The sequence below is a fragment of the Paenibacillus farraposensis genome (assembly GCF_020736845.1).
Classification (GTDB): domain Bacteria; phylum Bacillota; class Bacilli; order Paenibacillales; family Paenibacillaceae; genus Paenibacillus; species Paenibacillus farraposensis.
Genome location: NZ_JAFFQR010000112.1, coordinates 280,013 through 304,150 on the forward strand (window position 1 = coordinate 280,013; position 24,138 = coordinate 304,150).

General features: G+C 48.4%; 22 protein-coding genes, 1 tRNA gene and 1 pseudogene. 4 read left to right on the top strand and 20 right to left on the bottom strand.

Features of this window, described 5'->3' with window-relative positions:
• Window positions 1–136: 136 nt before the first annotated feature.
• The 4 genes from JO375_RS19830 to JO375_RS19845 all read right to left on the bottom strand — a co-directional run bounded on the left by JO375_RS19830 (window position 137) and on the right by JO375_RS19845 (window position 5,340).
• Window positions 137–1,834, bottom strand: coding sequence for a ribulokinase (locus tag JO375_RS19830; protein WP_229526084.1), 1,698 nt, complete (start codon window positions 1,832–1,834; stop codon window positions 137–139).
• On the bottom strand, window positions 1,831–2,541 hold the full coding sequence (gene araD / locus JO375_RS19835) for an L-ribulose-5-phosphate 4-epimerase (RefSeq protein WP_322098760.1): 711 nt from the start codon (window positions 2,539–2,541) through the stop codon (window positions 1,831–1,833). The genes JO375_RS19830 and araD overlap by 4 nt, the downstream gene beginning before the upstream one ends.
• Window positions 2,542–2,898: 357 nt before the next feature.
• Window positions 2,899–3,996: a GntR family transcriptional regulator gene (locus JO375_RS19840; protein ID WP_229526085.1), complete on the bottom strand. Its 1,098-nt coding sequence runs from the start codon at window positions 3,994–3,996 to the stop codon at window positions 2,899–2,901.
• Between the two features lie 192 nt (window positions 3,997–4,188).
• Complete coding sequence (locus JO375_RS19845) at window positions 4,189–5,340, bottom strand: sn-glycerol-1-phosphate dehydrogenase (RefSeq protein ID WP_322098775.1); 1,152 nt, start codon at window positions 5,338–5,340, stop codon at window positions 4,189–4,191.
• 169 nt (window positions 5,341–5,509) lie between these two features.
• On the opposite strand from JO375_RS19845, the gene JO375_RS19850 reads away from it, so the two are divergent.
• Complete coding sequence (locus JO375_RS19850; protein ID WP_229526087.1) at window positions 5,510–5,713, top strand: hypothetical protein; 204 nt, start codon at window positions 5,510–5,512, stop codon at window positions 5,711–5,713.
• A gap of 273 nt (window positions 5,714–5,986) precedes the next feature.
• On the opposite strand, the gene JO375_RS19855 is transcribed toward JO375_RS19850, so the two are convergent.
• From JO375_RS19855 to serC, 8 genes are all read right to left on the bottom strand, one after another.
• Complete coding sequence (locus tag JO375_RS19855) at window positions 5,987–7,192, bottom strand: Ger(x)C family spore germination protein (protein ID WP_229526088.1); 1,206 nt, start codon at window positions 7,190–7,192, stop codon at window positions 5,987–5,989.
• Window positions 7,189–8,280: a GerAB/ArcD/ProY family transporter gene (locus JO375_RS19860; protein WP_229526089.1), complete on the bottom strand. Its 1,092-nt coding sequence runs from the start codon at window positions 8,278–8,280 to the stop codon at window positions 7,189–7,191. The genes JO375_RS19855 and JO375_RS19860 overlap by 4 nt, the downstream gene beginning before the upstream one ends.
• 23 nt (window positions 8,281–8,303) lie before the next feature.
• Complete coding sequence (locus tag JO375_RS19865; protein ID WP_229526090.1) at window positions 8,304–10,001, bottom strand: spore germination protein; 1,698 nt, start codon at window positions 9,999–10,001, stop codon at window positions 8,304–8,306.
• 321 nt (window positions 10,002–10,322) lie between these two features.
• Window positions 10,323–11,501: an enoyl-ACP reductase FabV gene (gene fabV, locus JO375_RS19870; protein WP_229526091.1), complete on the bottom strand. Its 1,179-nt coding sequence runs from the start codon at window positions 11,499–11,501 to the stop codon at window positions 10,323–10,325.
• Between the two features lie 452 nt (window positions 11,502–11,953).
• Window positions 11,954–12,664: a YggS family pyridoxal phosphate-dependent enzyme gene (locus tag JO375_RS19875; RefSeq protein ID WP_229526092.1), complete on the bottom strand. Its 711-nt coding sequence runs from the start codon at window positions 12,662–12,664 to the stop codon at window positions 11,954–11,956.
• A 15-nt stretch (window positions 12,665–12,679) separates the two neighbouring features.
• On the bottom strand, window positions 12,680–13,363 hold the full coding sequence (locus JO375_RS19880) for an MOSC domain-containing protein (protein ID WP_229526093.1): 684 nt from the start codon (window positions 13,361–13,363) through the stop codon (window positions 12,680–12,682).
• A 49-nt stretch (window positions 13,364–13,412) separates the two neighbouring features.
• Entirely contained in the window at window positions 13,413–14,294 is an 882-nt protein-coding gene (gene pdxS / locus JO375_RS19885; protein WP_229526094.1) for a pyridoxal 5'-phosphate synthase lyase subunit PdxS, read from the bottom strand.
• A gap of 378 nt (window positions 14,295–14,672) precedes the next feature.
• Window positions 14,673–15,758, bottom strand: a complete 1,086-nt coding sequence (gene serC / locus JO375_RS19890; RefSeq protein WP_229526095.1) for a 3-phosphoserine/phosphohydroxythreonine transaminase — start codon at window positions 15,756–15,758, stop codon at window positions 14,673–14,675.
• A gap of 95 nt (window positions 15,759–15,853) precedes the next feature.
• On the opposite strand from serC, the gene JO375_RS19895 reads away from it, so the two are divergent.
• Window positions 15,854–16,750, top strand: coding sequence for a LysR family transcriptional regulator (locus JO375_RS19895; protein ID WP_229526096.1), 897 nt, complete (start codon window positions 15,854–15,856; stop codon window positions 16,748–16,750).
• Here JO375_RS19895 and JO375_RS19900 read toward each other — a convergent pair.
• The 6 genes and pseudogenes from JO375_RS19900 to JO375_RS19925 form a co-directional block, all read right to left on the bottom strand.
• A pseudogene (locus JO375_RS19900) lies at window positions 16,747–17,879 on the bottom strand (acetylornithine/succinylornithine family transaminase). The gene JO375_RS19895 and the pseudogene JO375_RS19900 sit on opposite strands and share 4 nt — an antisense overlap.
• A 6-nt stretch (window positions 17,880–17,885) precedes the next feature.
• Complete coding sequence (locus JO375_RS19905; RefSeq protein WP_229526097.1) at window positions 17,886–19,103, bottom strand: cysteine desulfurase; 1,218 nt, start codon at window positions 19,101–19,103, stop codon at window positions 17,886–17,888.
• 2 nt (window positions 19,104–19,105) lie between these two features.
• Window positions 19,106–20,413 (bottom strand): glutamate-1-semialdehyde 2,1-aminomutase, encoded by a 1,308-nt coding sequence (gene hemL, locus JO375_RS19910; RefSeq protein ID WP_229526098.1) that lies wholly within the window; start codon window positions 20,411–20,413, stop codon window positions 19,106–19,108.
• A 12-nt stretch (window positions 20,414–20,425) separates the two neighbouring features.
• Complete coding sequence (locus JO375_RS19915; RefSeq protein ID WP_229526099.1) at window positions 20,426–21,679, bottom strand: serine hydroxymethyltransferase; 1,254 nt, start codon at window positions 21,677–21,679, stop codon at window positions 20,426–20,428.
• A gap of 134 nt (window positions 21,680–21,813) precedes the next feature.
• Window positions 21,814–21,960, bottom strand: a complete 147-nt coding sequence (locus tag JO375_RS19920; protein WP_229526927.1) for a hypothetical protein — start codon at window positions 21,958–21,960, stop codon at window positions 21,814–21,816.
• An 86-nt stretch (window positions 21,961–22,046) separates the two neighbouring features.
• Window positions 22,047–22,250: a hypothetical protein gene (locus tag JO375_RS19925; protein ID WP_229526100.1), complete on the bottom strand. Its 204-nt coding sequence runs from the start codon at window positions 22,248–22,250 to the stop codon at window positions 22,047–22,049.
• A gap of 7 nt (window positions 22,251–22,257) precedes the next feature.
• On the opposite strand from JO375_RS19925, the gene JO375_RS19930 reads away from it, so the two are divergent.
• A complete protein-coding gene (locus tag JO375_RS19930) occupies window positions 22,258–22,446 on the top strand; it encodes a GTP cyclohydrolase, FolE2/MptA family (RefSeq protein WP_229526101.1) in 189 nt (62 codons plus the stop codon).
• 166 nt (window positions 22,447–22,612) lie between these two features.
• On the opposite strand, the gene JO375_RS19935 is transcribed toward JO375_RS19930, so the two are convergent.
• Window positions 22,613–22,697: transfer RNA gene (locus tag JO375_RS19935), tRNA-Leu, on the bottom strand.
• Between the two features lie 379 nt (window positions 22,698–23,076).
• Here JO375_RS19935 and JO375_RS19940 point away from each other — a divergent pair.
• Window positions 23,077–23,511, top strand: coding sequence for an N-acetyltransferase (locus JO375_RS19940; RefSeq protein WP_229526102.1), 435 nt, complete (start codon window positions 23,077–23,079; stop codon window positions 23,509–23,511).
• 104 nt (window positions 23,512–23,615) lie between these two features.
• Here the strand turns inward: JO375_RS19940 and JO375_RS19945 are convergent, their stop codons facing one another.
• Window positions 23,616–24,125, bottom strand: a complete 510-nt coding sequence (locus JO375_RS19945) for a GNAT family N-acetyltransferase (protein ID WP_229526103.1) — start codon at window positions 24,123–24,125, stop codon at window positions 23,616–23,618.
• Window positions 24,126–24,138: the final 13 nt, after the last annotated feature.

A 24,138-nucleotide genomic window follows, 5' to 3' on the forward strand; every position in this document is an offset into this window, starting at 1 on the left:
TACCATATTTCATGCAACTTTCACATCATGCAATCTACAGAATATAAAAAGCACAGCCTGCCGGTTTTCCCGGCTGCTGTGCTTTTTTAGATGCGTTAGACCCTTAAAAGCTTCCTGCTTATATTTTTTCGCTTCCTTAAGAATGAGTGCTTGCCGCTTCAGTGGAACGTCCGGCTTCTTCCTTAATGGCCTTCAACTTTTTCATGACCGGGTTGCCTCCACGCCCAAAGTAGTCGTGAAGACGGCTGTATTCCTCGTACAGCTTATCATATACAGCCGCGTTCTCAGGGATCGGCTTGAAGCTTTCATCCCGTACGCGTGCCATATGACGCGCTGCTTCGACGATATCGTCATATCCCCCGGCTTCGGCTCCCGCAGCCACTGCTGCGAACATTGCAGCGCCCAGCGCAGGCGTTTGGGTAGAGGCGGCCACCTTAATCTCACGTCCGGTTACATCGGCATAAATTTGCATCAACAAACGGTTTTTCTGCGGCAATCCACCACACGCGTACAATACGTCTACCGGCACGCCGTTTTGATGGAATGCATCGACAATTTTACGTGTTCCGAAGGCTGTCGCTTCCAGCAATGTACGATACACTTCCTCTGGCTTCGTCAACAGCGTATACCCGACAATCAGGCCCGTCAGGTTGGTGTCAACCAGCACAGAGCGATTGCCGTTCCACCAGTCCAAGGCTAGCAATCCGGTTTCACCCGGTTTATATTCAGCCGCTTTACGCTCTAGCCATGCGTGGACATCTACACCTTCCGCAGCAGCTTGCTCCTTCACCTCAGCCGGCACAGCGTTCTCCACGAACCAGGCGAAAATATCTCCTACCGCTGATTGTCCAGCCTCATATCCGTAGTAGCCCGGGATAATTCCGTTTTCTACAACACCGCACATACCTTCTACTTCTTTTTCTTCCTCACCAAGCAACATATGGCAGATCGAAGTTCCCATTGCCATAACCAGCTTGCCTGGTGTAACGACGCCTACCGCCGGAACAGCCGCATGGGCATCCACATTGCCTACCGCTACCGCTGTTCCCGGATTCAGGCCAAGCTTGGCAGCCATTTCTTCTGTCAATCCACCCGCCCGGCTGCCCAGGTCATAAATCTCTCCGCGCAGCTTCGTATCTGTCAGATTTTCCAGACGCGGATCAAGCGCCTTAAAAAATTCACGGTCCGGATAGCCATCACGGTGATGGTAAATGGACTTGTAGCCGGCTGTACACTGATTGCGTTTCAGTTCTCCACAGAGCTGAGAAATAACCCAGTCGGTTGCTTCTACGAAACGATCAGTTAGGTCATAAATGTCCGGTGCCTCATTCAGAATTTGCCAGATTTTTGCGATCATCCATTCGGAAGAAATTTTCCCTCCATAACGGGGCTGAAATGCCTCTCCGCGCTGCGAAGCAATTTCATTCAATCGATCCGCTTCATCCTGTGCTGCATGATGCTTCCACAGCTTTACCCAACTGTGCGGGTTATCCTTCAGTTTCTCGTCAAAGCACAGCGGTTGACCTTGTGCGTCGATCGGCAGCATCGTACAAGCCGTAAAATCAATTCCGATCCCGATGATATCGTCTGGAGAAATCCCCGTTTCCTTCATAACAGCAGGCACCGAAGTCGTCAGCACTTCAATATAATCAGCCGGATGCTCCAGCGCCCAGTCCATTTCCAGCTTGCGTCCGCTGCCCGGCAGCACTTCATCAATAACCCCGTGGCGATAAGGTGTTACATGTGTAGCAATTTCGGCTCCGTTAGACAGATCAACGATGACCGCACGCCCGGACTCCGTGCCATAATCGACACCAATGGTATACTTGCTCATTTGTGGGCCTCCTCCTTTTTCGTTTGACCATAATAAGCATTTGCCCCATGCTTGCGCAGAAAATGCTTATCCAGCAGCGCCTGATCCATTGAGGTTAATTCCGGATTCAGGATGAAGGAACGGTACGCCATTTTGGCGACTTCCTCCAGCACAACCGCATTATGGACGGCATCATTGGCATTTTTACCCCAAGTGAACGGCGCGTGTTGATTCACGAGCACACCTGGAATGTCGGTCGGGCTAATATCCTTAAAGGTCTCAATAATTACATATCCAGTCTCCAGTTCATATTCCCCGGCAATTTCCTCCGCAGTCATCGCACGCGTACATGGAACGGTTCCATAAAAATAGTCACCCTGAGTTGTACCCAAGGCCGGAATCGCCCGTCCTGCTTGCGCCCAGCTTGTAGCCCAGGAGGAGTGGGTATGCACAATTCCTCCAATTTGCGGGAAAGCACGGTACAATGCCAAATGTGTAGGCGTATCTGACGAAGGGCGAAGGTCGCCCTCAACAATGTCACCCTGAAGATTAAGCACAACAAGCTGCTCTGCTTTCAGTTCTTCATAGGCCACACCGCTTGGCTTGATAACAACTAATCCCAGCTCACGGTCGATACCGCTTACATTACCCCAAGTAAAAGTAACCAGACCATGCTTGGGAAGCGCCAGATTGGCCTTCCATACTTCTTTTTTCAATTGTTCCAACATGTATAAGACACTCCTTTTACTCTTATTTCTGAAATCTGCAGTGGAAGTGACTGAACCCGGCTTCAAATAGAAAATGACAGGAGGGCTATAACGACCCTTTATTTTTGGTTCCGCTTTCATTATACACTTGTACGTACAACTTAACCAGTCTTTTTTTATCTCTTGTTTCGATCAATTTCCACCCTTATTTTCAGAAAAACATAGCAAAAACAGCCTATTTTCTGCAATCCAGAAAACAGGCTGTTCAGTGTGGAGAGAAGCATGCTGAGTCATAATAGCCGCTTTGAAGCGGTAAGCTTACTAACTTGTCTTTACATGTTTATAAACCAAGTTAACGGATATTCTATTTTTCGTTCCCTAGGCATTTTCCGGAGCTGGCCCCGTGGATTCGCGAACAATAAGCTCAGGCGGTATGATCCACTGGCGATCCTCTTCGCGATAGCCCTTCTCTTCAATCATCGACAGTATGGTATCGGCAGCACGCAGCCCGAGTTCTTCCTTGGGATGCCGAAGGGTCGTTAGCTTGGTTTCCGTTGCTGTCGCCAAAAATGAATCATCAAACCCAACCAGCGACAGATCATTGGGAATGCTCAGTCCGGCTGAACGTACAATATCCAGTAGTCGAACGGCCAGCTCATCATTATACGTCACCCATCCGGTCGGACGTTCATCTCCCTCCATCGCCAGCAGCTCTGATGCCCGTTGCAACGGAAGTTCATTTTTTTCTTCCGTCCGGTAAGTCGTTACTGCATTCGGGTGCAAGGTCACCCCATATTTGCGGTGAGCCGCCACAAATCCTTTCATACGCAAAATTCCCTGCATATCGTCGGTCTTGAAATAACCGGCCAACCGTCGGTGACCCAGCTTGATCAAATGCTCAGCCGCCAAAAAACCACCCTGTTCATCATCTACACGCAGACAAGGCGCATCCATTTCCTCATAACGTGCATTGATCATCAAATAAGGAATTTGGCGGTTTTCCAAAGTCAAGTAATAGTTCAGATTGGGATTGCGCTCCCCGCTTTTGGTCGGTTCAATAATAATACCGCTCAATGGCTGGCTCAGCAGCATTTCCAGACACTGACGTTCCTGCTCTGGATCATTACCGGTGCTTGACAATAGCAGCTTGTAGCCTTGACGGCTTAGTTTGGATTCAATCCCTTGTACAATAGAGGGGAAAATATAATCCGATATATAAGTCGTAACAATCCCGATCGTCCGTGGATCTTCGGTCTCTTTGCTGTCCCGTGTCGCGACAAAGGTCCCCTTGCCCTGCATTCGATACAGCCAGCCTTCCTGTACCAGTTCTCCCAATGCTTGACGCACCGTCTGCCGGCTAACCGCAAATTGCTCAGACATTTCATGTTCAGATGGAAGCTGGCTCTGGGGTTCCAGCTTGGATGAATGAATCCATGATAAAATTTCCTGTTTTACTTGTATATATTTGGGCGTCATAAGTTCCTCCGTACTTGCAATATCGTGTACCCGTTCGTATTCCACGATTATAGCATATCGTTGATTTGTACATACAAATGTTACAGGAACAGGATATCGTTGTAGCGCCGGAGGCATAAACTCATTGCCAATCCCTTCCTTTGTTGCACATGCTTAGCCAAATATCCAAACGACATCCATGAAGACTGCGCATTACGAACGAAGCAATTGATGTTCATTCATATATTTGAGTCCTGTATAGCGGTCACGCAAAGTATGAGCCGTACGCAAAGCACGGGCAAGCTGGTCCTCCGTAACTCCAAGCTCGGCAATGGTTGACGGGCCTCCGACCTGAGCCAGCCACGCCCGCATCTGTTCCGATGCAGGTAAAGTCCGATATACGTTAAAAGCTTCCACATCCTGACTGGCAGCCAATTCCCTGTACAAGTCAGACAGCAAAGCGGAAGCTACGCCCACTTTAGCGCCATGCAATACTTGCTTGCGTCCCTCTGCAATAAAATCCATTTCAATGCGGTGAGAAATATGGTGCTCTCCCCCTGACGCCGGACGCGAATGATCGATCATCAGCATCGAAATGCCGGATGCAATCAGCGCGTTCATCAGCACCTCGACGCCTGCCTTGCTGCCTGCCGCGATCTCATCGACATGCTCTACACAAGCATGCAAAGCCTCTTCAGTGATTCGGTTAGCTACAGGTGAAAACGGCTCATTTCCCAAATCCCTGGATACATGCCAGTCTGCTAATGAGGTGAATTTACCGAGCATATCGCCAAAGCCTGCGGCAGTCATCGTCTGTGGCGCACTCGCCAGCACGGACAAATCCGCAAAGATCGCCTCTGGTGGAACCGCCTGAAATGTCTGCTTGCTGCCGTCTACAATCAGGGGTGCACCTGCCGAGGTAAAACCATCCACGGAAGCGGCCGTCGGTATGGACAAGAACGGGCGATTCATTTTATAGCATACAAAGCGAACCAGATCATGAATCGTGCCAGAGCCCACAGCCAGTACAGCCTGACTCTTGTCCGTCACACCCAGCAGTACCTTCATAATGTAGGTTTCATCAGCAATAACATCTCCCACAGCATTGGGAGGCAGCCGAACGATATCAACCGTCAACCCTGCCTCACGGATCAGCTTAGCCACCTTTTGGCCTGCCGCTGCCGAAGTATGTTTATCCTCTACCAAGGTTACATGATGATACCCCTGCTGGTTCAGATAAGGAGCGACGGCTTCAAGCGCTCCATCTCGCACTTCGATAAACAATTCTACCTTTCGATGGGGGTGATCTGCGTTGCTTGCCTGTGCCTCTTCGCTCCACTGCTTGATCTGCTCATTCATATTGATTTCATCAGCCTCCTGAAAAGGAATAATTTACACAAGAATGACCCATAATAAAATCTAAAGATTCAGTTTGAAAACGATTACTACTCCAATTGTACGCACAAGTTCATGTTCAAGTCCAGAAAAAAGTACAAGTTGCGATTGAATTCATGGGCTGGAAAGGAAAATAATAATGAAATTCAGCACGGACATCGCCTGCGCGCTCGGATTGCTGGCAGGTACGACCTTTGGCAGCGGTGTTGCTTTTGGGTTTGGCTGGCAAGCATATCGAGCTCTGACATCTGTCACCGTCTTTGGGATTGCCGGAATTATCATCACCATCGTCGTTTTCCGTTTGCTTCACCGTAAGCCGCCTTCTACGTCCAATTCCCGATAAAATCAAGTGGAGGGGGAGGAGTAGCTCGCAAAATTGCATCTGTCTGCATACATAAAAAACGGATCTCACATCGTTACCAAAATAGATTCCTGTTGTTCGTCCTCATGTGGACTACTCCCTGACCGAGCGTATTTTTCCTCTAGCATGAAATTCAGAAAAGACGTCCGGGCAGTGCTAGCTTCCTCACCGGCCGCACATCCGGCCGGATTACAAGGAAACAGGAAGCAGCCCAAATAGGGTCTGCTTCCTGTTTCCTTCTCACCCAAACCGCTTTTAATCTGCCGTCTTGCTGGAAGCTCCGTAATCCTCAATATGAATATCCGTACTAACGCGGATCGGAATTGTACTGAAGGTCGTGTCCCAGTCCTTTTTGACCTTGGCCCATACCTTGGGGTGCTGGATTCGCAGAGCTTCTCCAAACCCTCCAACATCTGTCTTAAGCTTGTGCAGCTTGGCAATCGTTTGTTCGGCTAAAGAGTTGGCTTTTTCCTGAAAGATGCTTTCTTCATAGCCAAGGAGACGATTGTTTTCCAAATCTTCATTGGGATTGGCATTTTCCGAAATGTGTCCTTCCGAGGTCATTCTTACGTTAAAGAAGATATCGTTCCCCCGTACAATCGCCTTGATGTCGCTTTTCACCGATTTAATTTCATACACCATACGTTTATGAAATTTGGGATCTATAGCTTTCAGGACACCTCCATTCAGCTCACCCTTAATCCACAAGAGTCCCTCCAACTCGGACTCATCTAAAAAACCGGCGTATTTCTGCGTCTTCCCCTTAATAATTCCCGCACCCGCAAGCTTGATTTCCTTTTCTGCCGTGATGACATTAGGCAATAAAAAGCTGCTTTTACCTTGCAGCGGTCCGATCACCTTCACCAGTGATACCGGTTTTGGCAGACGCGCATTCCGTTTACGGTTGACAAAGATTTCCCTCAATACAAAGGCCGGTGTCTGACCGGGAAAGGTCTCCTTCAGCGCATCGCTCGCTTGTCCCGTACTGATCAGCAGTTGAACACTGGGACGAATGTCATTATCCCCCATAAAAAAATCCAACAGCTCACCCAACGGAACCTTACTCAGTAGACTGGAACTGATAATAACGGTCTTCAAATGGTGGCCAATGGGTGGACGACTGGTACTCAATGAGACTTCTCTCAGTAGCTCAAAAACGGAATCACCGGTTTCCGTGATATTAAAAAATTTTTTGCCTTGCGTAGGGCCTCCCCCGCCACCGGAGCCCTTGCCTTCTTCAGGCACTATAAATTGAAAGGTCACATTGATCAGATCTTTTTTCGGATAGTCCCCTCCTTCCGCATCTATTTTTTCTTCTTGAGGCGTTTTTTGCGCCACATCCAAGGCAATCCCGGCCTCCAGGTTCAAATCCTCCACCGGAAAGCTGCTCCAGCAGCCTGAAAGCGTACAACACAGCAGGAGAGCCGCCATTCCGCGGCATCCGAAATGAAGTCTGCTCATTGGTTTCCCCCTCTCCATCGGGAAATAAGCAGCAGCGGCAGCGGCAGTATTCCAAATAAAACAATAGCTCCATTCCCGACCATCCCTCCGAATGAGAATACTTCATTAAGGTTTGTAGGAATCTGGGATAGCACATATATGAGTGGAATCAGAATAAACAGAGTTTTGGAATAGGACACATTCAAAATTTGCGAGATGCCCACGGAAGCGATGTATAAGGCAATGCTGAACGTGGCGAAAATTTGCATAATCCAGATTGACAGTAGGAGGGATTCGAAGCGTTCCAATACCAAAAAATCCACTTCAAAGCAGCGGGCCAAATCAATAAACGGCCAGGTCCGGGTTACCACGCCTTCCACTGTAAAAACGCCGATACACAAAAAAACGGTGGTTACATAAAACAAAGTCGCGATCCCGGTGCCCCAGGCAACCACCTTTGTCGCTTTTTCCGGCTTCTCCATGAAACAAGTAATGATGAGCAGACACTCGCTCCCTGTAAAGGTAGGCGTGGTGCTTTTCAAAGCCTTGAACACCGGCATCACGCCCTCAGCCAAGACGGGACGCAGATGATTCAGCTCAAAAACATTCAAGCTTAGCAGGCAGATCAATACAAAAATAAACGCCGAAATCGGAAGAATAATTTGGCACATTCTTCCTATAGCCATAATTCCTCCCATACAAAGATACAGGGATACCCAAATAAAAGGGGCTGAAATCGCCCAGGCCGGTGTGCCTTCCAACAGAAAGAACGAAGTGATTTCCTCCACGGAGCGGGTTTCATACCCGGCCAAGGCTATAAAATAGACGACGATCAGTAAACCGATCACCTTGCCGACCGCTTTTCCCGTGATCTTCTGCACATATTGATAGAAAGTCATGTTTGGATACTTTTGGCTCATTTTAGCCATAATCCAACCGGCCACAAAGGCTATCGCGCCTCCGATCAGAACAGATATCCAGGCATCAGCCGTTCGGGATTCCTCCACTGCTGTACGGGGAAGCGAGAGCAGGCCCGAAGCCAGAATAGCACAAGTGAGAACGCCTACGGTTTGCAGCGTTGTCAGCTTTTCAGCTTTTACCTTTTTCATAATGGTCCCTCCTTTGCTGGATTTCAGCCTTTTCGCCTAGGCTGTTTGGGCTTTGTCAGAAAAGGCCGGTGTTTCATAAACTGTAACGGCGCCCGAATGAAGTAATCCTTCCAGTCCCTCATCGATTGGGGAGTCGTCAAACTAAGGTATGACACGCCAAAGCTCTTCAATTTAATCATGTGAATAGTCAGCATCTGGAAGAACATGATCACTCCATACAGACCAAAGGTGGCTGCGGAAAACATCGCTGCAAAACGAAGCATACGGATAGGAATCCCAGCACTGTATACAGGTGAGGCAAAGGAGGAAATGGCCGTAACTGCCACGATAATGACGAGAATGGGGCTGACAATCCCGGCATTTACAGCTGCCTGTCCAATAATAAGGCCGCCGACAATGCCCATTGCAGGGCCGAAAGGTTTAGGCAGCCGTAAACCCGATTCCCGTAGAATTTCAATGGAAATTTCCATAATTAGAGCCTCAATGAGCGTAGAGAAAGGGACCCCCTGTCTGGAGCTGATAATGGAAATGACCAGCTTGGTCGGAATCAGGCCGGGATGAAACGAAATAAAGGAAATATACAGCGCTGGCCCGAATAAAGCAATTGCAGTCGCCATAAAACGAAGAAAACGAATAAGGGAGCCGGGAACCCAGCGTTCATAGTAATCCTCCGGAGATTGAAGCATCATCTCATAAGTTACGGGCATAATGAGCGCAAATGGAGTGCCGTCCAGCAAAATCGCAACCCGTCCCTCCAGTAAAGCTGCCATCACCCGATCCGGTCTCTCCGTATTTTGAATTTGCAGAAATGGACTGAGAAAATTATCTTCAATGAGCTGCTCTACATAGCCCGATTCCAGCACCTCATCCACGTCGATGGTTTTTACTCTCCGTTTTACCTCATCCACAAGCTCAGAATCGGCAATGTCCCTGAAATATACCACCATAAGCTTCTTCTCCACTCTCTTCCCAACCATGAAGGACTGCATGACCAATTCCGTACTTTCTCCATGTCTGCGCAGCATCGCAGTATTATCGCTGAGTGTCTCTGTGAAGCCGATTCGCGGCCCCCGCAATACCGATTCTGACACCGGCTCTTCCACGCCCCGGGTGTTTCCCCTGGGTGTACCGAGGACGAGTACGCCAGGCATGCCCTGAATCAAGAGAATGATAGAACCGAACAACAGCTTTTTCAATGAGTATCGAACATCCATCGTATTCTCCGTCTCCGATACCAGCATAATCTGATGAAGAATCATATCCCGGAGCGCTTCCCCTCTCGGAATATCATCGTCCTTCTGCCTGGAGCCTCCCCAATCCATCAGCGGCTTTAAAATGTTCTGGTCCATCGCCACCTTATCTGTTAACCCGTCCACAAAAAAAAGGGTACCCGCAGCATTCAGGTTTTCCAGAAAAATCGGCCGTTCATCCACATCAGCCATATCCGCTGCCGCTTGACTAAGCTTTGCTACGTTCGCCTTATAATCATCCTCGGTATAGGTTTCACTCTCATTCTTCTGCACAGGCGGGTCATCAACCGCCTTCCCCAGGCGGTCACGTTCCTCAAGAAGCTTGATCTGTTCCTTGCGTCTTGTCTCCCTGCCGTCCATCGCCTTGATTTGCCGAACAGCCAGTGAAATGAGTACAGGTACAATCATCAAAAAAAAGGCTTCTATAAGTACTGGCCATCGGGGGATATGGCTCACGATTCCATGCCACATAATCGTTTCTCCTTTGTTCAATCCATTTAAATATATATTTACCGGGATTAGAAAAATAATGCATGCGCTGTTTGGAGCAGAAAGTGCGGTGTAGAGGAGCAGGGACTAGATTTGAAGGATTTTATTATAGGGGTACTCACATGGGGCACAATATTTAAGGGCTCCCCGGAAACCTGGGAGCCCTTAATATTGATATCCACGAAATGGCTAGCATCTCTTTTCTTTTTCAACTGCGTCCGCAAATAATTTCTTTTTGGGTGTTCGTGCTGCTATCGCCAAGTGTTTCAGCAATACCGTTTTTATTTGACTCCTGTTTGTTTGTTAATTGGTATGCACCTCTGGATCGACATCCAATTCATAATCAATCTCATCAAACCCGAATCCAAATAATTGAAGGAAATCGAGACGGTATTGTTCGAGATCGCCCCGTTCAGACACGTTTTCTGTAGTGATCTCGGACCAGGCTGCTTTGACAGCCTCCTGTACATCCTCTCTCATTTCCCAGTTATCCAGACGAATGCGTCCTTCCTCGTCCGTTTCCACAGTTGACCCGCTATACAGCTTCTCGAAGAGACGCTGCGCCTGCTCAATGCATCCCTCATGCAATCCCTTTTCTTTCATGACCTTAAACAGTAAGGAAATATACAGAGGCACAACAGGAATAGCCGAACTCGATTGTGTAACTAAAGCTTTATTCACAGAAACGTAGGCTTTACCCTGATAACGCTCCAGTTGTTTGGTTAACGTATGCGCTGTAGCTTCCAAATCGTTTTTGGCTTGACCAATCGTCCCTTTGCGATAAATGGCCTCCGTGATCTCCGGACCAATATACGAGTAGGCCAGTGTGGTTACTCCATCAGCCAGCAGGTCAGCTTCTTCCAGCGCCTTGAGCCATAAGGACCAATCTTCCCCCCCCATGACCGTAACGGTGTTGTCAATTTCCTCCTGTGTAGCCGGTTCCAGCGTAATTTCCGATACGACACCCGTATTCGTATTCACCGTTTTATTAGTAAACGGCTGTCCGATGGGCTTGAGAACAGAATTGAAGGTTTCACCCGTATCCGGATGCGTCCGCCGCGGTGAGGCGACACTATACACAATCAGGTCTACCTTGCCCAGCTTTTCCTTTACCAGCTTCAACGTCTCCTGCTTAATTTCATGGGAAAAAGCATCTCCATTAATGCTTTCTGCTATGTAGCCAGCTGCTCTGGCCGCTCTTTCAAAGGCCACAGTGTTATACCAGCCTGCTGAAGCCGTACGCCCATCTGCAGCGGGACGTTCATAGGATACACCTATTGTATCAGCTCCCATACCGAAGCTCGCAGCAATACGGGAAGCCAGCCCATAGCCTGTGGATGCACCGATGACGAGTACCTTTTTAGCTCCTTGTATTGCCGTGCTATCTTTGATGTAGTCGATTTGACGATTGACATGAGCTGCACATCCTGCAGGATGCGCAGTCGTACATATGAAACCACGGATTTTCGGTTTAATAATCATTGCAAGGGTCCCCCTGTTTAAGCATTCATTTAATATCAATGGAATGGTTGTCCAGACATAACTATATAGTAAAATAGCTTGCGGCTCAACACAAAACATAGAGCTTGAAGACAACTGATGGGTATGCTGCTATAACAGAATCCCGGAACTGCCAACTCTGCATCTTCATTATGAAAACTCTTGTGATTTTAGCACATCCGAATATTGAAGATTCAAGAGTCAACAGAAGATAAAAACAGGTTCCCGGTGGCATTCTGCCAATCCAAGAACCTGTAATTGTTAAGGTATAATGCGGTCGATTTTGGACGTTTGAGAGAACTCGGAGAGAACGACGACAAAACCAGCCCACTCCGTTGAATTCCCATCTCGAAGCGAGACAGTAACCGGCAAAGACGCAAAACAGGTTACTGTGCCAGGAGCCTGATTTTGATGGACAGAAATTCAGTCCTTAATTATGTCAAAGCTTCCTTTTCCTGAATCGGTCCCCTTCCGACCAAGATCGATCCAAGTCTCAACCAAGTTGCCCCTTCTTCGATCGCGACTTCGAAATCGTTGGACATCCCCATGGAAAGATGCGGCACGGGATAAGCAAAGATTTCTCTTGTATTAAGTTCATCGCGTAATCGTTTTAATTCTCTAAAGACCGGCCTGGTCGCTTCAGCGTCGGATTCGTGTGGAGCCATCGTCATCAGCCCCACCACCCGGATCTGCTTCATCCGCGAAACTTCCTGCGCAAATGAAAATAAAGTTTCCGGGGCAAGTCCTTGTTTGCTTTTCTCCCCCGAAACGTTGACTTGAATAAAACAATTCACGACGACATTGAGACCGGCAGCCTGCTTTTCTATTTCTTTCATCAAGGATAAGCGGTCAAGCGAATGGATATACTCGAATTTGCCGATAACCTCTTTTACTTTATTGGTTTGCAAATGGCCGATAAAGTGCCATGTTCCTCGTGGTTGAAGGACCTCCCATTTGGACTTCGCTTCCTGCGCGCGACTCTCACCGACATGGGTTAAGCCGGACAGCAACACTTGCTCCGTTGCTTTCGCAGTTGTATATTTCGTCACGGCTATGATCTGGATTTCCTCTTCGCTTCTGCCGCATCGCCCGCAGGCTTCGCGGATGCGGTGTTCGACTGTGGACAGACGATCTTGCAGACTCATTGAATCACTCCCACTTTACGAATTGCCTGTTAGTCTTTCCCGAGAATCCGTCTCGGTTCCCGCCAAACGTTTTAGAAACGTATTTCTCCAGTTTTCGGACAATTCTTCCACTTCGAGGATTTGTTTAATGCCCTCGACATGGTCCTTCTCTCGATGCATCATACGATTGGCGAATGAAACCGTAATTGCTTTCGGATGACGATGAAGGAGGGACAGTCCGTCGGCTTTAGAGACAACACCCTCTTCCAGAACGCGGAGGTAGAATCCCGTGTAGCCTGTTTGCTGTACCTTCAAGGGCATGTCCGGTACGCCGTACTTGATGGACAACTTGTAACAAGGCTGTCTCGGCTGGCTAACTTGAACGATTGCTTTGCCAAGCTTAAAGACGTCTCCAATGCAAACGTCGGATTCCAGTAAACCTTTTATCGTTAAATTTTCCCCGAACGCGCCGTAATCGAGCGGTCTCCGCAATTCATTTTCCCAGAACGGATAGTGCTCGTAGGAATAGACGCATACAGCCTTCTCTTTGCCTCCGTGATGAACTAGATCGCCCTGCCCATCCCCTTCAAAGTTTAGATAAGATAAATACAGAGTTTCGTATGTAGCCGACTTGAATATCCCCGTAGAAACGTCCTTCTGATTAAATCGGACCTCCTTGGGCATGCCGACATTAAGTGAAATGATTTCGATAGATGCCATTCGGATCCCCCCTACTCCAAATTTTGATCAACGAGTTCGCCAGATGCGTCTATATACCGCGTTCCTGCATTCGTTCGCCTGCCTGAAGCGAGGAGATTTCAATCCCTTTCATCGGAGTCCCCAGGTTTTTGGAGATATTTGCAATATACCCGAAGTCCGTATAATGGGTCGTCGCTTCAACGATGGCCCGGGCAAACTTTTCCGGCTGATCGGATTTGAATATGCCCGACCCGACAAAAACGCCATCCGCCCCCAAGTGCATCATCAACGCGGCATCGGCCGGTGTAGCAACGCCCCCCGCGGCAAAGTTGACTACAGGCAAGCTGCCGGTTTCTTTGACCTGGAGCAATAAATCGTAAGGCGCGCCGAGTTGCTTAGCCTCGACCATTAATTCGTCTTTGCTCAATCCTTGCACTTTGCGGATTTGGCCCAGCAACATGCGCATATGGCGCACGGCCTCGATGATATTGCCTGTTCCCGGCTCCCCTTTGGTGCGAATCATGGATGCGCCTTCCCCGATCCGACGCAATGCTTCTCCCAAATCCCTTGCCCCGCAAACGAATGGGATCGTAAACACTTGTTTGTCGATATGGAAAATGTCGTCGGCTGGCGTTAATACTTCGCTTTCGTCGATATAGTCTACCCCGAGTGCTTCAAGGACTCTAGCTTCAACATAATGACCGATGCGCGCTTTCGCCATCACGGGTATGGTAACGGCTTTCATCACCTGCTCTACAATAACCGGATCGGCCATCCGGGCGACTCCGCCCGCCGCGCGGATATCCGCCGGCACTTTCTCCAGCGCCATGACCGCGGTGGCTCCAGCGGCTTCCGCGACTTTTGCCTGCTCCGCATTCATCACGTCCATGATGACGCCGCCTTTTTGCATTTCGGCCATTCCTCTTTTGACTCTGTTCGTTCCCATTTCCATTTTACATTCCTCCATGCCTATTTGCGAATTTTCGATTGGTCTCCGATATAATGTGATAGGCTCCTCTTTGTTCACCAGGCAACTCATCGTTCCGGGAGCGATGTTCCGTTCAAATACAACAACACTGTTCCCCTGATCGCTCGTCGACCAATTGCCTAGACAGACCCCGAGCACCAGCTTCCCTTGCTGGACGGATAAGCCCCCATCAGACCGCCAAGTATAACGAGAGCCTATCTCATCTTTTCTTTCCCCTGTTCGTATATGACTGAGTGTAATATCGACTTCAACCTAATAACAATTATATTATTTGTATAGAAACCAACAGAAGAGTTCCTTATTTGTAAAAAAATTACAATTTGATATATACTGACTCCTCTTTTATCCGAATCGTTTCTGAAAGTCGATCATAAATTCCTTTAGCGCTTTGCATTGTTCATAAGTAACACCATTATAGATCGAAGCTCGCAGATGACCAGCATCCCGGTGACCTTTCAATCCTACAAAACCGTTACGCTCCGATTCCAGAAGAAAGTGTTTTTCCAACTCCTCGTTAGAAGTTCGAAAAGTAACGTTCATCAAGGATCGACTATCCCGATCAGCCAATCCGCTGTAAAAGCCGTCGCTGTCGTCGATTGCGTAATAGATCAAATCGGCTTTCGCACGATTCCGATTTTCTACCCCGCGCACCCCGCCGTTTGCTTGAATCCATTTCAGCACCAGATTGACGATGTACACCGCGAATACGGGCGGTGTGTGATAGAGAGAGCGGCTATCTGCATGAATCCGATAATTCATAATATCTGGAATAGGCGCAGAGATTCTTTGCAGAAGCTCGCGTCGGGCAATTACAACCGTTACGCCCGAAGGCCCCAGATTTTTTTGTGCGCCAGCATAAATCAGCGCAAAGTCGGAAACATCGATCGATCGGGATAAAATATCGCTGGACATATCCGCGATGAGCGGTATACTGCCCGTGTCCACGAAATTTTTGTATTGAGTGCCTGCAATCGTTTCATTGGAAGTGAGATGAATGTAGGCCGTTCCCGGAGGAACCTTCATGTTATCGAGGGCGGGAAGCTTTCTAAAATTAGAGGATTCAGAGCTTGCCACAATGGCAACTTGTCCAATCTTTTGCGCTTCTGCAATCGCTTTGCCTGCCCATGTGCCGCTATAAACATAACTGGCCACGCTTCCGGCTAGCAAGAAATTCATTGGAACCATGGCAAATTGTGTACTTGCACCGCCTTGCATGAACAAGACCTCGTAATCGAGAGGAATATTCAACAGCTCCTTCAGCAACTGCTGCGTCTCGCCGTTGATCTTCTCGTATTCTTTACTCCTATGCGAGATTTCCAGGATGGATAAGCCGGTCCCCTGTAAGTCAAGGAGTTCCTCCTGTATTTGCAGCAGAACTTCCGAAGGTAAGACTGCCGGGCCTGCATTGAAGTTATAGATTGGTCTCATCTCCATCCTCCCCCCCAGATCAGTTAGATTTTTATAATGATTTTGTATAAAATGATAGGAGATTTCTATCATTTTAACGGAAAGGAATGATCACGATGGAACTGAAGCAATTGGAGTATTTTATGGCCGTATGCCGGGAACTGCACTTTACCCGTGCCGCCGAAAAACTCGGTATCGCTCAACCTTCCCTGAGCCAGCAAATTCGATTACTCGAGCACGAAATAGGAACCCCTCTCTTTGATCGCGTCGGCAAAAAAACATTGATAACCGAAGCGGGAAAAATCTTGTTGGACCATAGCTATAACGTGTTCCATGAACTCTCGCAAGCCAAGGCAGCGATCAGCGAACTTCAAGGTTTAAAACGCGGCACGTTAAAGATAGGCGCGCTTCTAACCGTCGTCAATTACTTACTGCCTCCGACGGTAATTGGGTTCCATCATAGCTATCCCAATGTAGAGCTGTCGGTACTCGGATTGCGGACAGGCGATATTTATGAGGGACTTCTACAAAACAAACTAGATTTAGGAATCGTCTATTTGCCGATGGAGCATGAAGATCTGGCGACGATTCCGCTCTACAAACAGAATCTTGCCCTTGCGGCACCAATAGGTCACCCCATTGCCAAGGAAAGGTTTGTGCACCTCGACGTGTTGAAAGACGTCCCCTCCGTTTTATTGCCAAGCACTTATTATATGCGGCAATTGATTAACGACGCGTGCCGGTCCCTTGATTTCACGCCACACCCGGCATTGGAATTGTCGACGATGGAATCGATCATCAATATGGTTAATAAAGGCGTTGGCGTAACTATTCTGCCTAAAGCATACCTTGACTATATCGCAAATAAGGGAATTCGGACGATCCCGATCCAAAACCCGACGCTGACAACGCAAATTGGCATTGTGTATCGGAAGAACAAATATTTATGCGCGGCAAGCCGCGTGTTTATGGAACAATTAATCGCGACGATCAAAAACGAATATTTTGATTAATACCGTTCAAGCACCGTAGTAAGGATGTCGACTGCTTGGTCGATTTCTTCTTCGGTGATATAAAGATTCGGGATAAATCGGATGACGTTGACGCCAGCAGCCAGTACCACTAAACCCTGCTGAAGCAGTTCTTGAATGATGGGGGTAACAGATACGCGGCATTCAATTCTCAGCAATAAGCCGATCCGACAGCCTTCGTAAGGCATATTCCCCCATCTCTTCGGCACGCGAGCACAAACGCTCCTCCAGGATCGTCTCCAGCGTGGCTAATCCAGCAGCGGCCGCAAGGGGGGGCACCCCCGAACGTCGAGGCGTGTGTACCGGCGGAAAAAGCGTTACGGAGCTTCTTCTTCCCCATCATCGCACCGATCGGGAATCCGCTGGCAAGCCCTTTCGCAAGTGGAACGATATCCGGTTCGATGCCATAGTGCTGGTAGGCAAACAAATTCCCCGTTCGCCCCATTCCCGTCTGGACTTCGTCGATTATAAGGAGCAGACCGTGCTCCCGGCATAAAGCGGAAAGCTCGGCCACGAACCCGGGGTTTGCAGGATAAACTCCCCCCTCTCCTTGCACGAGCTATACCAGGACAGCCGCGGTTCGATCGGTGATTTTGTCTTTTACACCCTCGATTTCGTTATAAGGGGCATACGTAAAACCGACCGGTAGAGGGAAAATCCATCCTTGACTTTATCCTGCCCCGTCGCAGTTAATGTGGCCATCGTTCGCCCATGAAATGACTTTTCGAAAGTGATGATCTCGTATCGATCGTTCCCAAGCACTCGCTGTTGGTATCTTCTGGCGCATTTGATCGCGGCTTCATTTGCCTCCGCCCCGCTGTTGCAAAAGAAAACATGATCCATGCAGGTATGATCAGTAAGCATTTGCGCCAGTTTTTGCTGATTGGGGATATGAAAGAGATTGGAGACATGCCACAATTGCTCAAGTTGTTCTTGAATTCGCTGTTTAACTTTCACAGAGACGTGTCTAAATTGCACACCACGATACCTGACATGCAATCAAGATACTCTTGCCTTGATCGTCCCATACGCGGCTCCCCTCACCTTTCAGCAGCGTTATGGGATATTTCGTGTACGTCGGAAATAAAGGATGGCTCTCCGATACATCCATACTGGATCACTCCCTAAAGTACTCTTTGGTTTTTTGCAAAGCGAACAGCAGCCGATCAACATCCTCTCTGGTATTGTACAAATAAAAGCTGGCCCTAGCCGTAGAACTGACATTGAAATGATTCATTAACGGCTGACAGCAGTGGTGACCCGCGCGGATGGCCACGCCGTAAGTATCAAGTACCGTAGCGACGTCATGGGAATGAATTTGGCCCATATTAAAGGTAACGAGTCCCACTCGTCCTTCCGTCGGGCCATAGATCGTCAAATGCTCCATACGCTTCATTTGTTCTTCCGCATAGCGGGTCAGTTGCCTGTCGTGCTCCGCGATCGCATCTAATCCGATTTGCTCCAGAAAACGGATGGCAGCACTCAGCCCAATTGCACCCGCAATGATCGGGGTTCCCCCTTCAAATTTCCAAGGCGCCTCTTTCCATGACGCATCCTGCAGCCCAACACGATCGATCATTTCTCCTCCGAATTCAATCGGCTCCATTTGCTCAAGGAGGGCTTTTCTCCCATACAGGACGCCGATTCCGGTCGGCGCGCACATCTTATGACCCGAGAAGGCATAGAAGTCGCAATCCATCTCTCGGACGTTGACCTTGAGATGAGGCGCGCTCTGCGCTCCATCGACAACCAGGACGGCTCCTTTCTTGTGGGCGATGTCAGCCATTTGCTTCACCGGATTAGCGATGCCCAGTACATTCGAGACATGCGAGACCGTCACCACTTTCGTACGATTCGTGACTGTCTGCTCTACATCTTCTATTGAAAACGTCCCGTCCGATTTAAGCGGGATATATTTTAATACGGCTCCCGAAGCTTTTGCCGCTTGTTGCCAGGGAATCAGGTTGCTGTGATGCTCCATCTCCGAAAGGACAATCTCATCCCCCTCTGAGCATACCATTCGTGCAAAGCTGCTCGCGACAAGATTTAGGGACGACGTCGCTCCGCGGGTAAAAACGATTTCCCGTTCCGAACTCGCGCCAATAAACCGAGCCACTGCGACTCTCGCGGCCTCATAAGCATCCGTAGCGCGCATGCCTAGTGTGTGAACGCCGCGGTGAACGTTCGCATTGTCCCATTCGTAATATCGCTTCACCGCCTCGATCACCTGAATCGGCTTTTGCGCCGAGGCGGCACTATCCAAATAAACGAGAGGACAATCGTGTATTTTCTGGTCTAAAATCGGAAATAATTCACGGATTTCGGTGGCATTCATGGTCAATCCCCGCTTTCTTTCTTTATCGTATTTAAGGCTTGATAATGGGCCTCTATCGTGTTTTCGATATCTTCGTCTGAGTGCGCGGTCGATACGAACATAACTTCGTAGGGTGTGGGCGCAGTTAAGATTCCGAGGTCCAACATCGCGGCATGGTATTTCTTAAACCGATGCATATTTGATCGTTGCGCGGTTTCATAATTCACAACGTCTTGCTCCGTAAAATAAGGAGAAAGCATGGAGCCTACGCGATTCACTTTTAAGGGCACGCCGATCCTCCTTGCATTTTGCATAAAACCTTCCGCCAGTTTCGCCGTTTTTCGATCCAACTCTTCATAGATTCCGGGCTCTTCGAGCAGGCGCAATGTTCGATACCCGGCCGACATGGCGAGCGGATTGCCCGATAACGTGCCCGCTTGATAGATGGGACCGACGGGAGCGATTTGCTCCATGATTTCGCGTTTGCCGCCGTAAGCGCCGACAGGGAGCCCTCCTCCGATCACTTTGCCGAGACAAGTGAGATCCGGTTCGATTCCGTACAATCCTTGCGCCCCCTGATAGCTTACACGAAATCCCGTCATCACCTCGTCGAAGATCAGGAGGCTTCCGTATTTCGCGGTAATTTCCCTCAGTTCCTGAAGAAACCCCGGCAATGGCGGAACAACGCCCATGTTCCCGGCGACCGGCTCGACCATAACGGCAGCGATTTGTTCGCCATACCGTTCGAATGCAAGCTGGATGCTTTCCAGACTGTTGTAAGGAATCGTGATCGTATTCATGGTAACGTTATCAGGCACTCCCGGGCTGTCCGGCAAACCCAACGTGGCCACGCCTGATCCTGATTTGATCAATAAAGCATCCGCATGTCCGTGGTAGTTCCCTTGGAATTTCACGATTTTTTGCCGCTTGGTGTACCCCCTGGCCAAGCGAATTGCGGTCATGGCGGCTTCCGTACCTGAGTTGACCATGCGGACCATTTCGACGGATGGAAGACTATTGCAAATCTGTACTGCCATCTTCGTTTCGATTTGCGTGGACAAACCGAAACTCGTCCCTCGAATCGCCTCCATTTGAATAGACTCGACCACCTTCGGATGAGCGTGACCCAAAATTAACGGCCCCCATGAGCCGATGTAATCGATATATTCGTTCCCATCGATGTCCCAAACACGAGCCCCCTGACCTCGGCTCACAAATACAGGCGTCGTACCAACGCTAGTAAACGCGCGAACCGGGCTGTTCACCCCACCCGGAATCACCCGATTTGCTTCCAAAAATGCTTCTTGGGCACAAGTCGTGTTACGCTTCATAGCAGCCCCCCCCTAATTCCTGATCATTTCGTTCATGTATAAAGGGAAGCGAGACGTAATGTCTTTCACCTTGGCTCTCATTTGTTCCTTTATGTCTGAACGTTGAGGTTGTTTTAAGGTCTGTGCAATAATGACGGCAATTTCTTTCATTTCCTCAGCTCCCATCCCCCTGGTGGTCGCCGCGGGCGTTCCTAGCCGAATCCCGCTCGTGACGTGAGGACTTGTCGGATCGAAAGGAATCGCGTTCTTATTGACTGTGATTCCGATATCGTCCAGCAATTGCTGGGCCACTTGTCCGGTCAGTCCGATATTGCGCAAATCCAGAAGGATTAGATGATTGTCCGTGCCGCCCGAGACGACTTGTAAACCCTCTTCCATTAACTTTTCCGCGAGCAGCCTGGCGTTCTGAATAACGCGTTGCATATATAGCTTGTACTCAGGCTGGGCGTTCTCGCCGAATGCGACGGCCTTAGCTGCGATGATATGCATAAACGGACCGCCTTGGGTAGTTGGAAATACCGCTTTATCGATCGCTTGCGCCCAGGATTTACGACATAAAATAACTCCTCCTCTTGGCCCACGCAAGGTTTTGTGAGTCGTTGTCGTGACAAAGTGAGCGTGTGGGACAGGATTCGGGTGTAGGCCAGCGGCTACGATTCCTGCAATATGGGCCATATCCACGAGAAATAATGCGCCTACCTCCTCGGCAATTTGGGCAAAGGGCCCAAACTCGATCGTGCGCGGATAAGCGCTTGCCCCTACGACAATCATTCTGGGCTTATGCCGATGAGCAAGCTTTCGAACTTCATCAAAATCAATGCGGAAGGTTTGAGCATTAACCCCATAAGGGACAAAGTTATACATCATTCCGGAAGCGTTCACGGGGCTTCCATGCGTCAAGTGGCCGCCGTGTGCCAGGTTCATACCGAGAATCGTATCTCCGGATTTTACCGAAGCGAAATAAACGGCCATGTTGGCCTGGGCTCCTGAATGAGGCTGAACATTGGCATGCTCTGCGCCGAACAGCTCCTTGACCCTATTCCTGGCCAGATCCTCAACGAGATCTACGTATTCACAACCCCCGTAATACCTTTTTCCGGGATAGCCTTCCGCATATTTGTTGGTCAGAACCGTGCTCATTGTCTCCATGACCGCTCGGCTTACAAAATTCTCAGAAGCGATCATTTCGATTTTATCGTGTTGCCTTTCCAGTTCCTGCCGGATCGCTCCGGCTATTGCAGGATCTTGTTGATCTAAATGATTCATTCCGACGCCCCCTTTAGCTTATCGCTGTTGTCTCAACTATGACTTTAACGTTCCGAGCAGTTAAATCTTTCATGCCTATAATGGGAGGGCCTACTTCCATGTGCGCCGAAAGCATCGGCGACCAAGCGTTGCGCTTATTCAATAACTCCGACCAGTTGGTGCAGAGCATCCAGGGGCGAAATATTGTTCAATTCGATGGACAAGGCATTCTCGCCCAAAAAAGCGCTAAACCCTTTAATTCTATTTCTATTTAGAATAATCTGATCAATGGTATCGTTCAATCTAATAATTATTATCATTTCAATAGGATTAACCTATGGTTTGAAGAATGTAAAGCTACCCAACCCGGATTTTATAGTAAGCTTTATTAGTAGATATTACGAATAAATCCATGTGCATGATCGGTCTCAGGCAAATCATCAATCACGGCAAAAAAGCCATCAATCCGCTTGAACCGCACCGCACAATCATGAGGTGTATACGATGCAACCAAGCAAGAACCAAAAGATTCTCCCCGCAAAACCGGAACGGCAGCGACGTTTCGGGTTCCCGAAAATAAACCGGCGGACAAGGAACAAATGACCGATTTACAAAATCGCCAGGAAGACTATCTTTTTCCCATTGACCATGTCGGTATTTGCAAGGTTCAACACCCGATCCTGGTTTGTTCCAAAATGGAGCCCAAAACCCAAACCAGTGTTGCGACGATTACGCTGACTACGAGTTTGCCTCGGGAGACTTTTTCCACTCGTCCTGAAAAATCATAACTTGCAGCGGATTCGGTTTCACGATCTTCGACACAGTTGTGCCAGCTTGCTGCTTGCTAACGGTGTTAGTTCAAGTGATGAGCAATACCTCACAAATTCCGAGTATGCAAAAAGCTCCTGAACCTCCACCAAAGGAAATTCAAGAGCTCGTTCATTGTTAAGTGGATGCGGTCGAGAGGACTCGAACCTCCACGGGGGGTTAGCCCACACGGACCTGAACCGTGCGCGTCTGCCAATTCCGCCACGACCGCATGCTATTATAAACACCGATGTTTTCGATCACCGTAATTAAGATTATATCTCTCATAGACTATAAAATCAAGAAGTTTTTATATTATATTTTTTATAAATGACCTCTGAAAATATACAAAAAACCTGGATATCAAACACCATATATGGTAAGATGAGCGCATCAGGAAAGGAGGTGCGTCAACATTAGTAATCATATGTTGAACGTATCCCTTACCCGGTCCGCTATTCTCTAATTTTCAGAGTTAACGGAGGCGCGGGATACGGATTAAGGCTTTAGCCAAGCGCCACGGGTAGAAAGACCGTCCACAAGACGGCCTTTTTTTATTTCAGCATATTAGCTATCGAATAAAGTTACATACTGTGAAAAGAGGCGATACCGTGTCTATTAGACCAGCGAGTGTAGAAGAATTCAAGGAGTTGGCAGCCATCTGGCTGGAAGCCTCCATAGAAGCCCATCATTTTATTGCTCCTTCATATTGGACATCACAAGTTACCGCAATGGAGAACAAGTACCTTCCCCTCGCTCAAACCTACGTTATTATGCAGGATGAACATACTATTGGCGGCTTCGTTTCCATGATCGATGGATACTTGGCGGCTCTGTTTATACGTGCTGGCGCTCAGGGGAAGGGATATGGCAAGCTGCTGTTGGATTGGGTCAAACAGCAACATGCTGAGATTCAATTGAAGGTATATCAGTCGAACACGAAAGCATTTAACTTTTATACTAAAAACGGCTTTATCATTCAAGAGGAAGCTATGGATTCCGAAACTGGCGAAAAAGAGTTTATCATGGTTTGGACAAGACAGTAACATAATGAAGCACCTTCAGCCCAATAAAGTAAAAGACTGTGCTTCCGTAGGAATACGGTATAAGCAGAGTCCTTTCTTATATAACTGATGATATATTCTCTCATTTAAGCTCTAAGCCCGTATACCTCAGTATATAAAAGCTGTTTGTACGGAGCAAATTCCTGTTCTGACAGCTCAACTGGGTAACTCATGATTTGCAGCCTCAAGTCAGCCTGTCCTTGTCTTAAAGGAGGCTGTACATATTCAAACTGATTCAGATGAAACCCCAAACGCTCATAAAACCGGATTCTTCGCCGAGTCCATTCATCCACTGGCGGCTCAACCTCCAGTACGACCGGGGTATCAGACTCTGAGATGAACCTGCTCATGAGCTTTTTACCCCGTCCGCCACCACGTATACTCGAGTCCACCGCAATATGCTCTACAAACCGAAAATGCATAAAATCCCAGCCTGCCAAAAATGCGACTATATGGCCTTGTTCATTCTTTTCAGTAATGAGGCGATAGCTGGGACGTTTCAATAAAGCTTTTTGTGAATCAAACGTCCTGCATTCTGATGCTGGAAAAGAAGCTTCCATGATCGCATATATTTTAGAGAAATCGTGTTCATTCATTTTATGATCTCCA

Excerpts from the sequence above, each read along its gene's own strand:
- JO375_RS19945 (WP_229526103.1), bottom strand. The coding sequence starts at position 24,125 with ATGAATGAACACGATTTCTCTAAAATATATGCGATCATGGAAGCTTCT.
- JO375_RS19855 (WP_229526088.1), bottom strand. The coding sequence starts at position 7,192 with ATGAGCAGACTTCATTTCGGATGCCGCGGAATGGCGGCTCTCCTGCTG.
- JO375_RS19895 (WP_229526096.1), top strand. The coding sequence starts at position 15,854 with ATGGAACTGAAGCAATTGGAGTATTTTATGGCCGTATGCCGGGAACTG.
- JO375_RS19915 (WP_229526099.1), bottom strand. The coding sequence starts at position 21,679 with ATGAATCATTTAGATCAACAAGATCCTGCAATAGCCGGAGCGATCCGG.
- JO375_RS19860 (WP_229526089.1), bottom strand. The coding sequence starts at position 8,280 with ATGAAAAAGGTAAAAGCTGAAAAGCTGACAACGCTGCAAACCGTAGGC.
- JO375_RS19880 (WP_229526093.1), bottom strand. The coding sequence starts at position 13,363 with ATGGCATCTATCGAAATCATTTCACTTAATGTCGGCATGCCCAAGGAG.
- JO375_RS19865 (WP_229526090.1), bottom strand. The coding sequence starts at position 10,001 with ATGTGGCATGGAATCGTGAGCCATATCCCCCGATGGCCAGTACTTATA.
- araD (WP_322098760.1), bottom strand. The coding sequence starts at position 2,541 with ATGTTGGAACAATTGAAAAAAGAAGTATGGAAGGCCAATCTGGCGCTT.
- pdxS (WP_229526094.1), bottom strand. The coding sequence starts at position 14,294 with ATGGAAATGGGAACGAACAGAGTCAAAAGAGGAATGGCCGAAATGCAA.
- JO375_RS19850 (WP_229526087.1), top strand. The coding sequence starts at position 5,510 with ATGAAATTCAGCACGGACATCGCCTGCGCGCTCGGATTGCTGGCAGGT.
- JO375_RS19830 (WP_229526084.1), bottom strand. The coding sequence starts at position 1,834 with ATGAGCAAGTATACCATTGGTGTCGATTATGGCACGGAGTCCGGGCGT.
- fabV (WP_229526091.1), bottom strand. The coding sequence starts at position 11,501 with ATGATTATTAAACCGAAAATCCGTGGTTTCATATGTACGACTGCGCAT.
- JO375_RS19930 (WP_229526101.1), top strand. The coding sequence starts at position 22,258 with ATGACCGATTTACAAAATCGCCAGGAAGACTATCTTTTTCCCATTGAC.
- JO375_RS19875 (WP_229526092.1), bottom strand. The coding sequence starts at position 12,664 with ATGAGTCTGCAAGATCGTCTGTCCACAGTCGAACACCGCATCCGCGAA.
- serC (WP_229526095.1), bottom strand. The coding sequence starts at position 15,758 with ATGAGACCAATCTATAACTTCAATGCAGGCCCGGCAGTCTTACCTTCG.
- JO375_RS19840 (WP_229526085.1), bottom strand. The coding sequence starts at position 3,996 with ATGACGCCCAAATATATACAAGTAAAACAGGAAATTTTATCATGGATT.
- JO375_RS19905 (WP_229526097.1), bottom strand. The coding sequence starts at position 19,103 with ATGAATGCCACCGAAATCCGTGAATTATTTCCGATTTTAGACCAGAAA.
- hemL (WP_229526098.1), bottom strand. The coding sequence starts at position 20,413 with ATGAAGCGTAACACGACTTGTGCCCAAGAAGCATTTTTGGAAGCAAAT.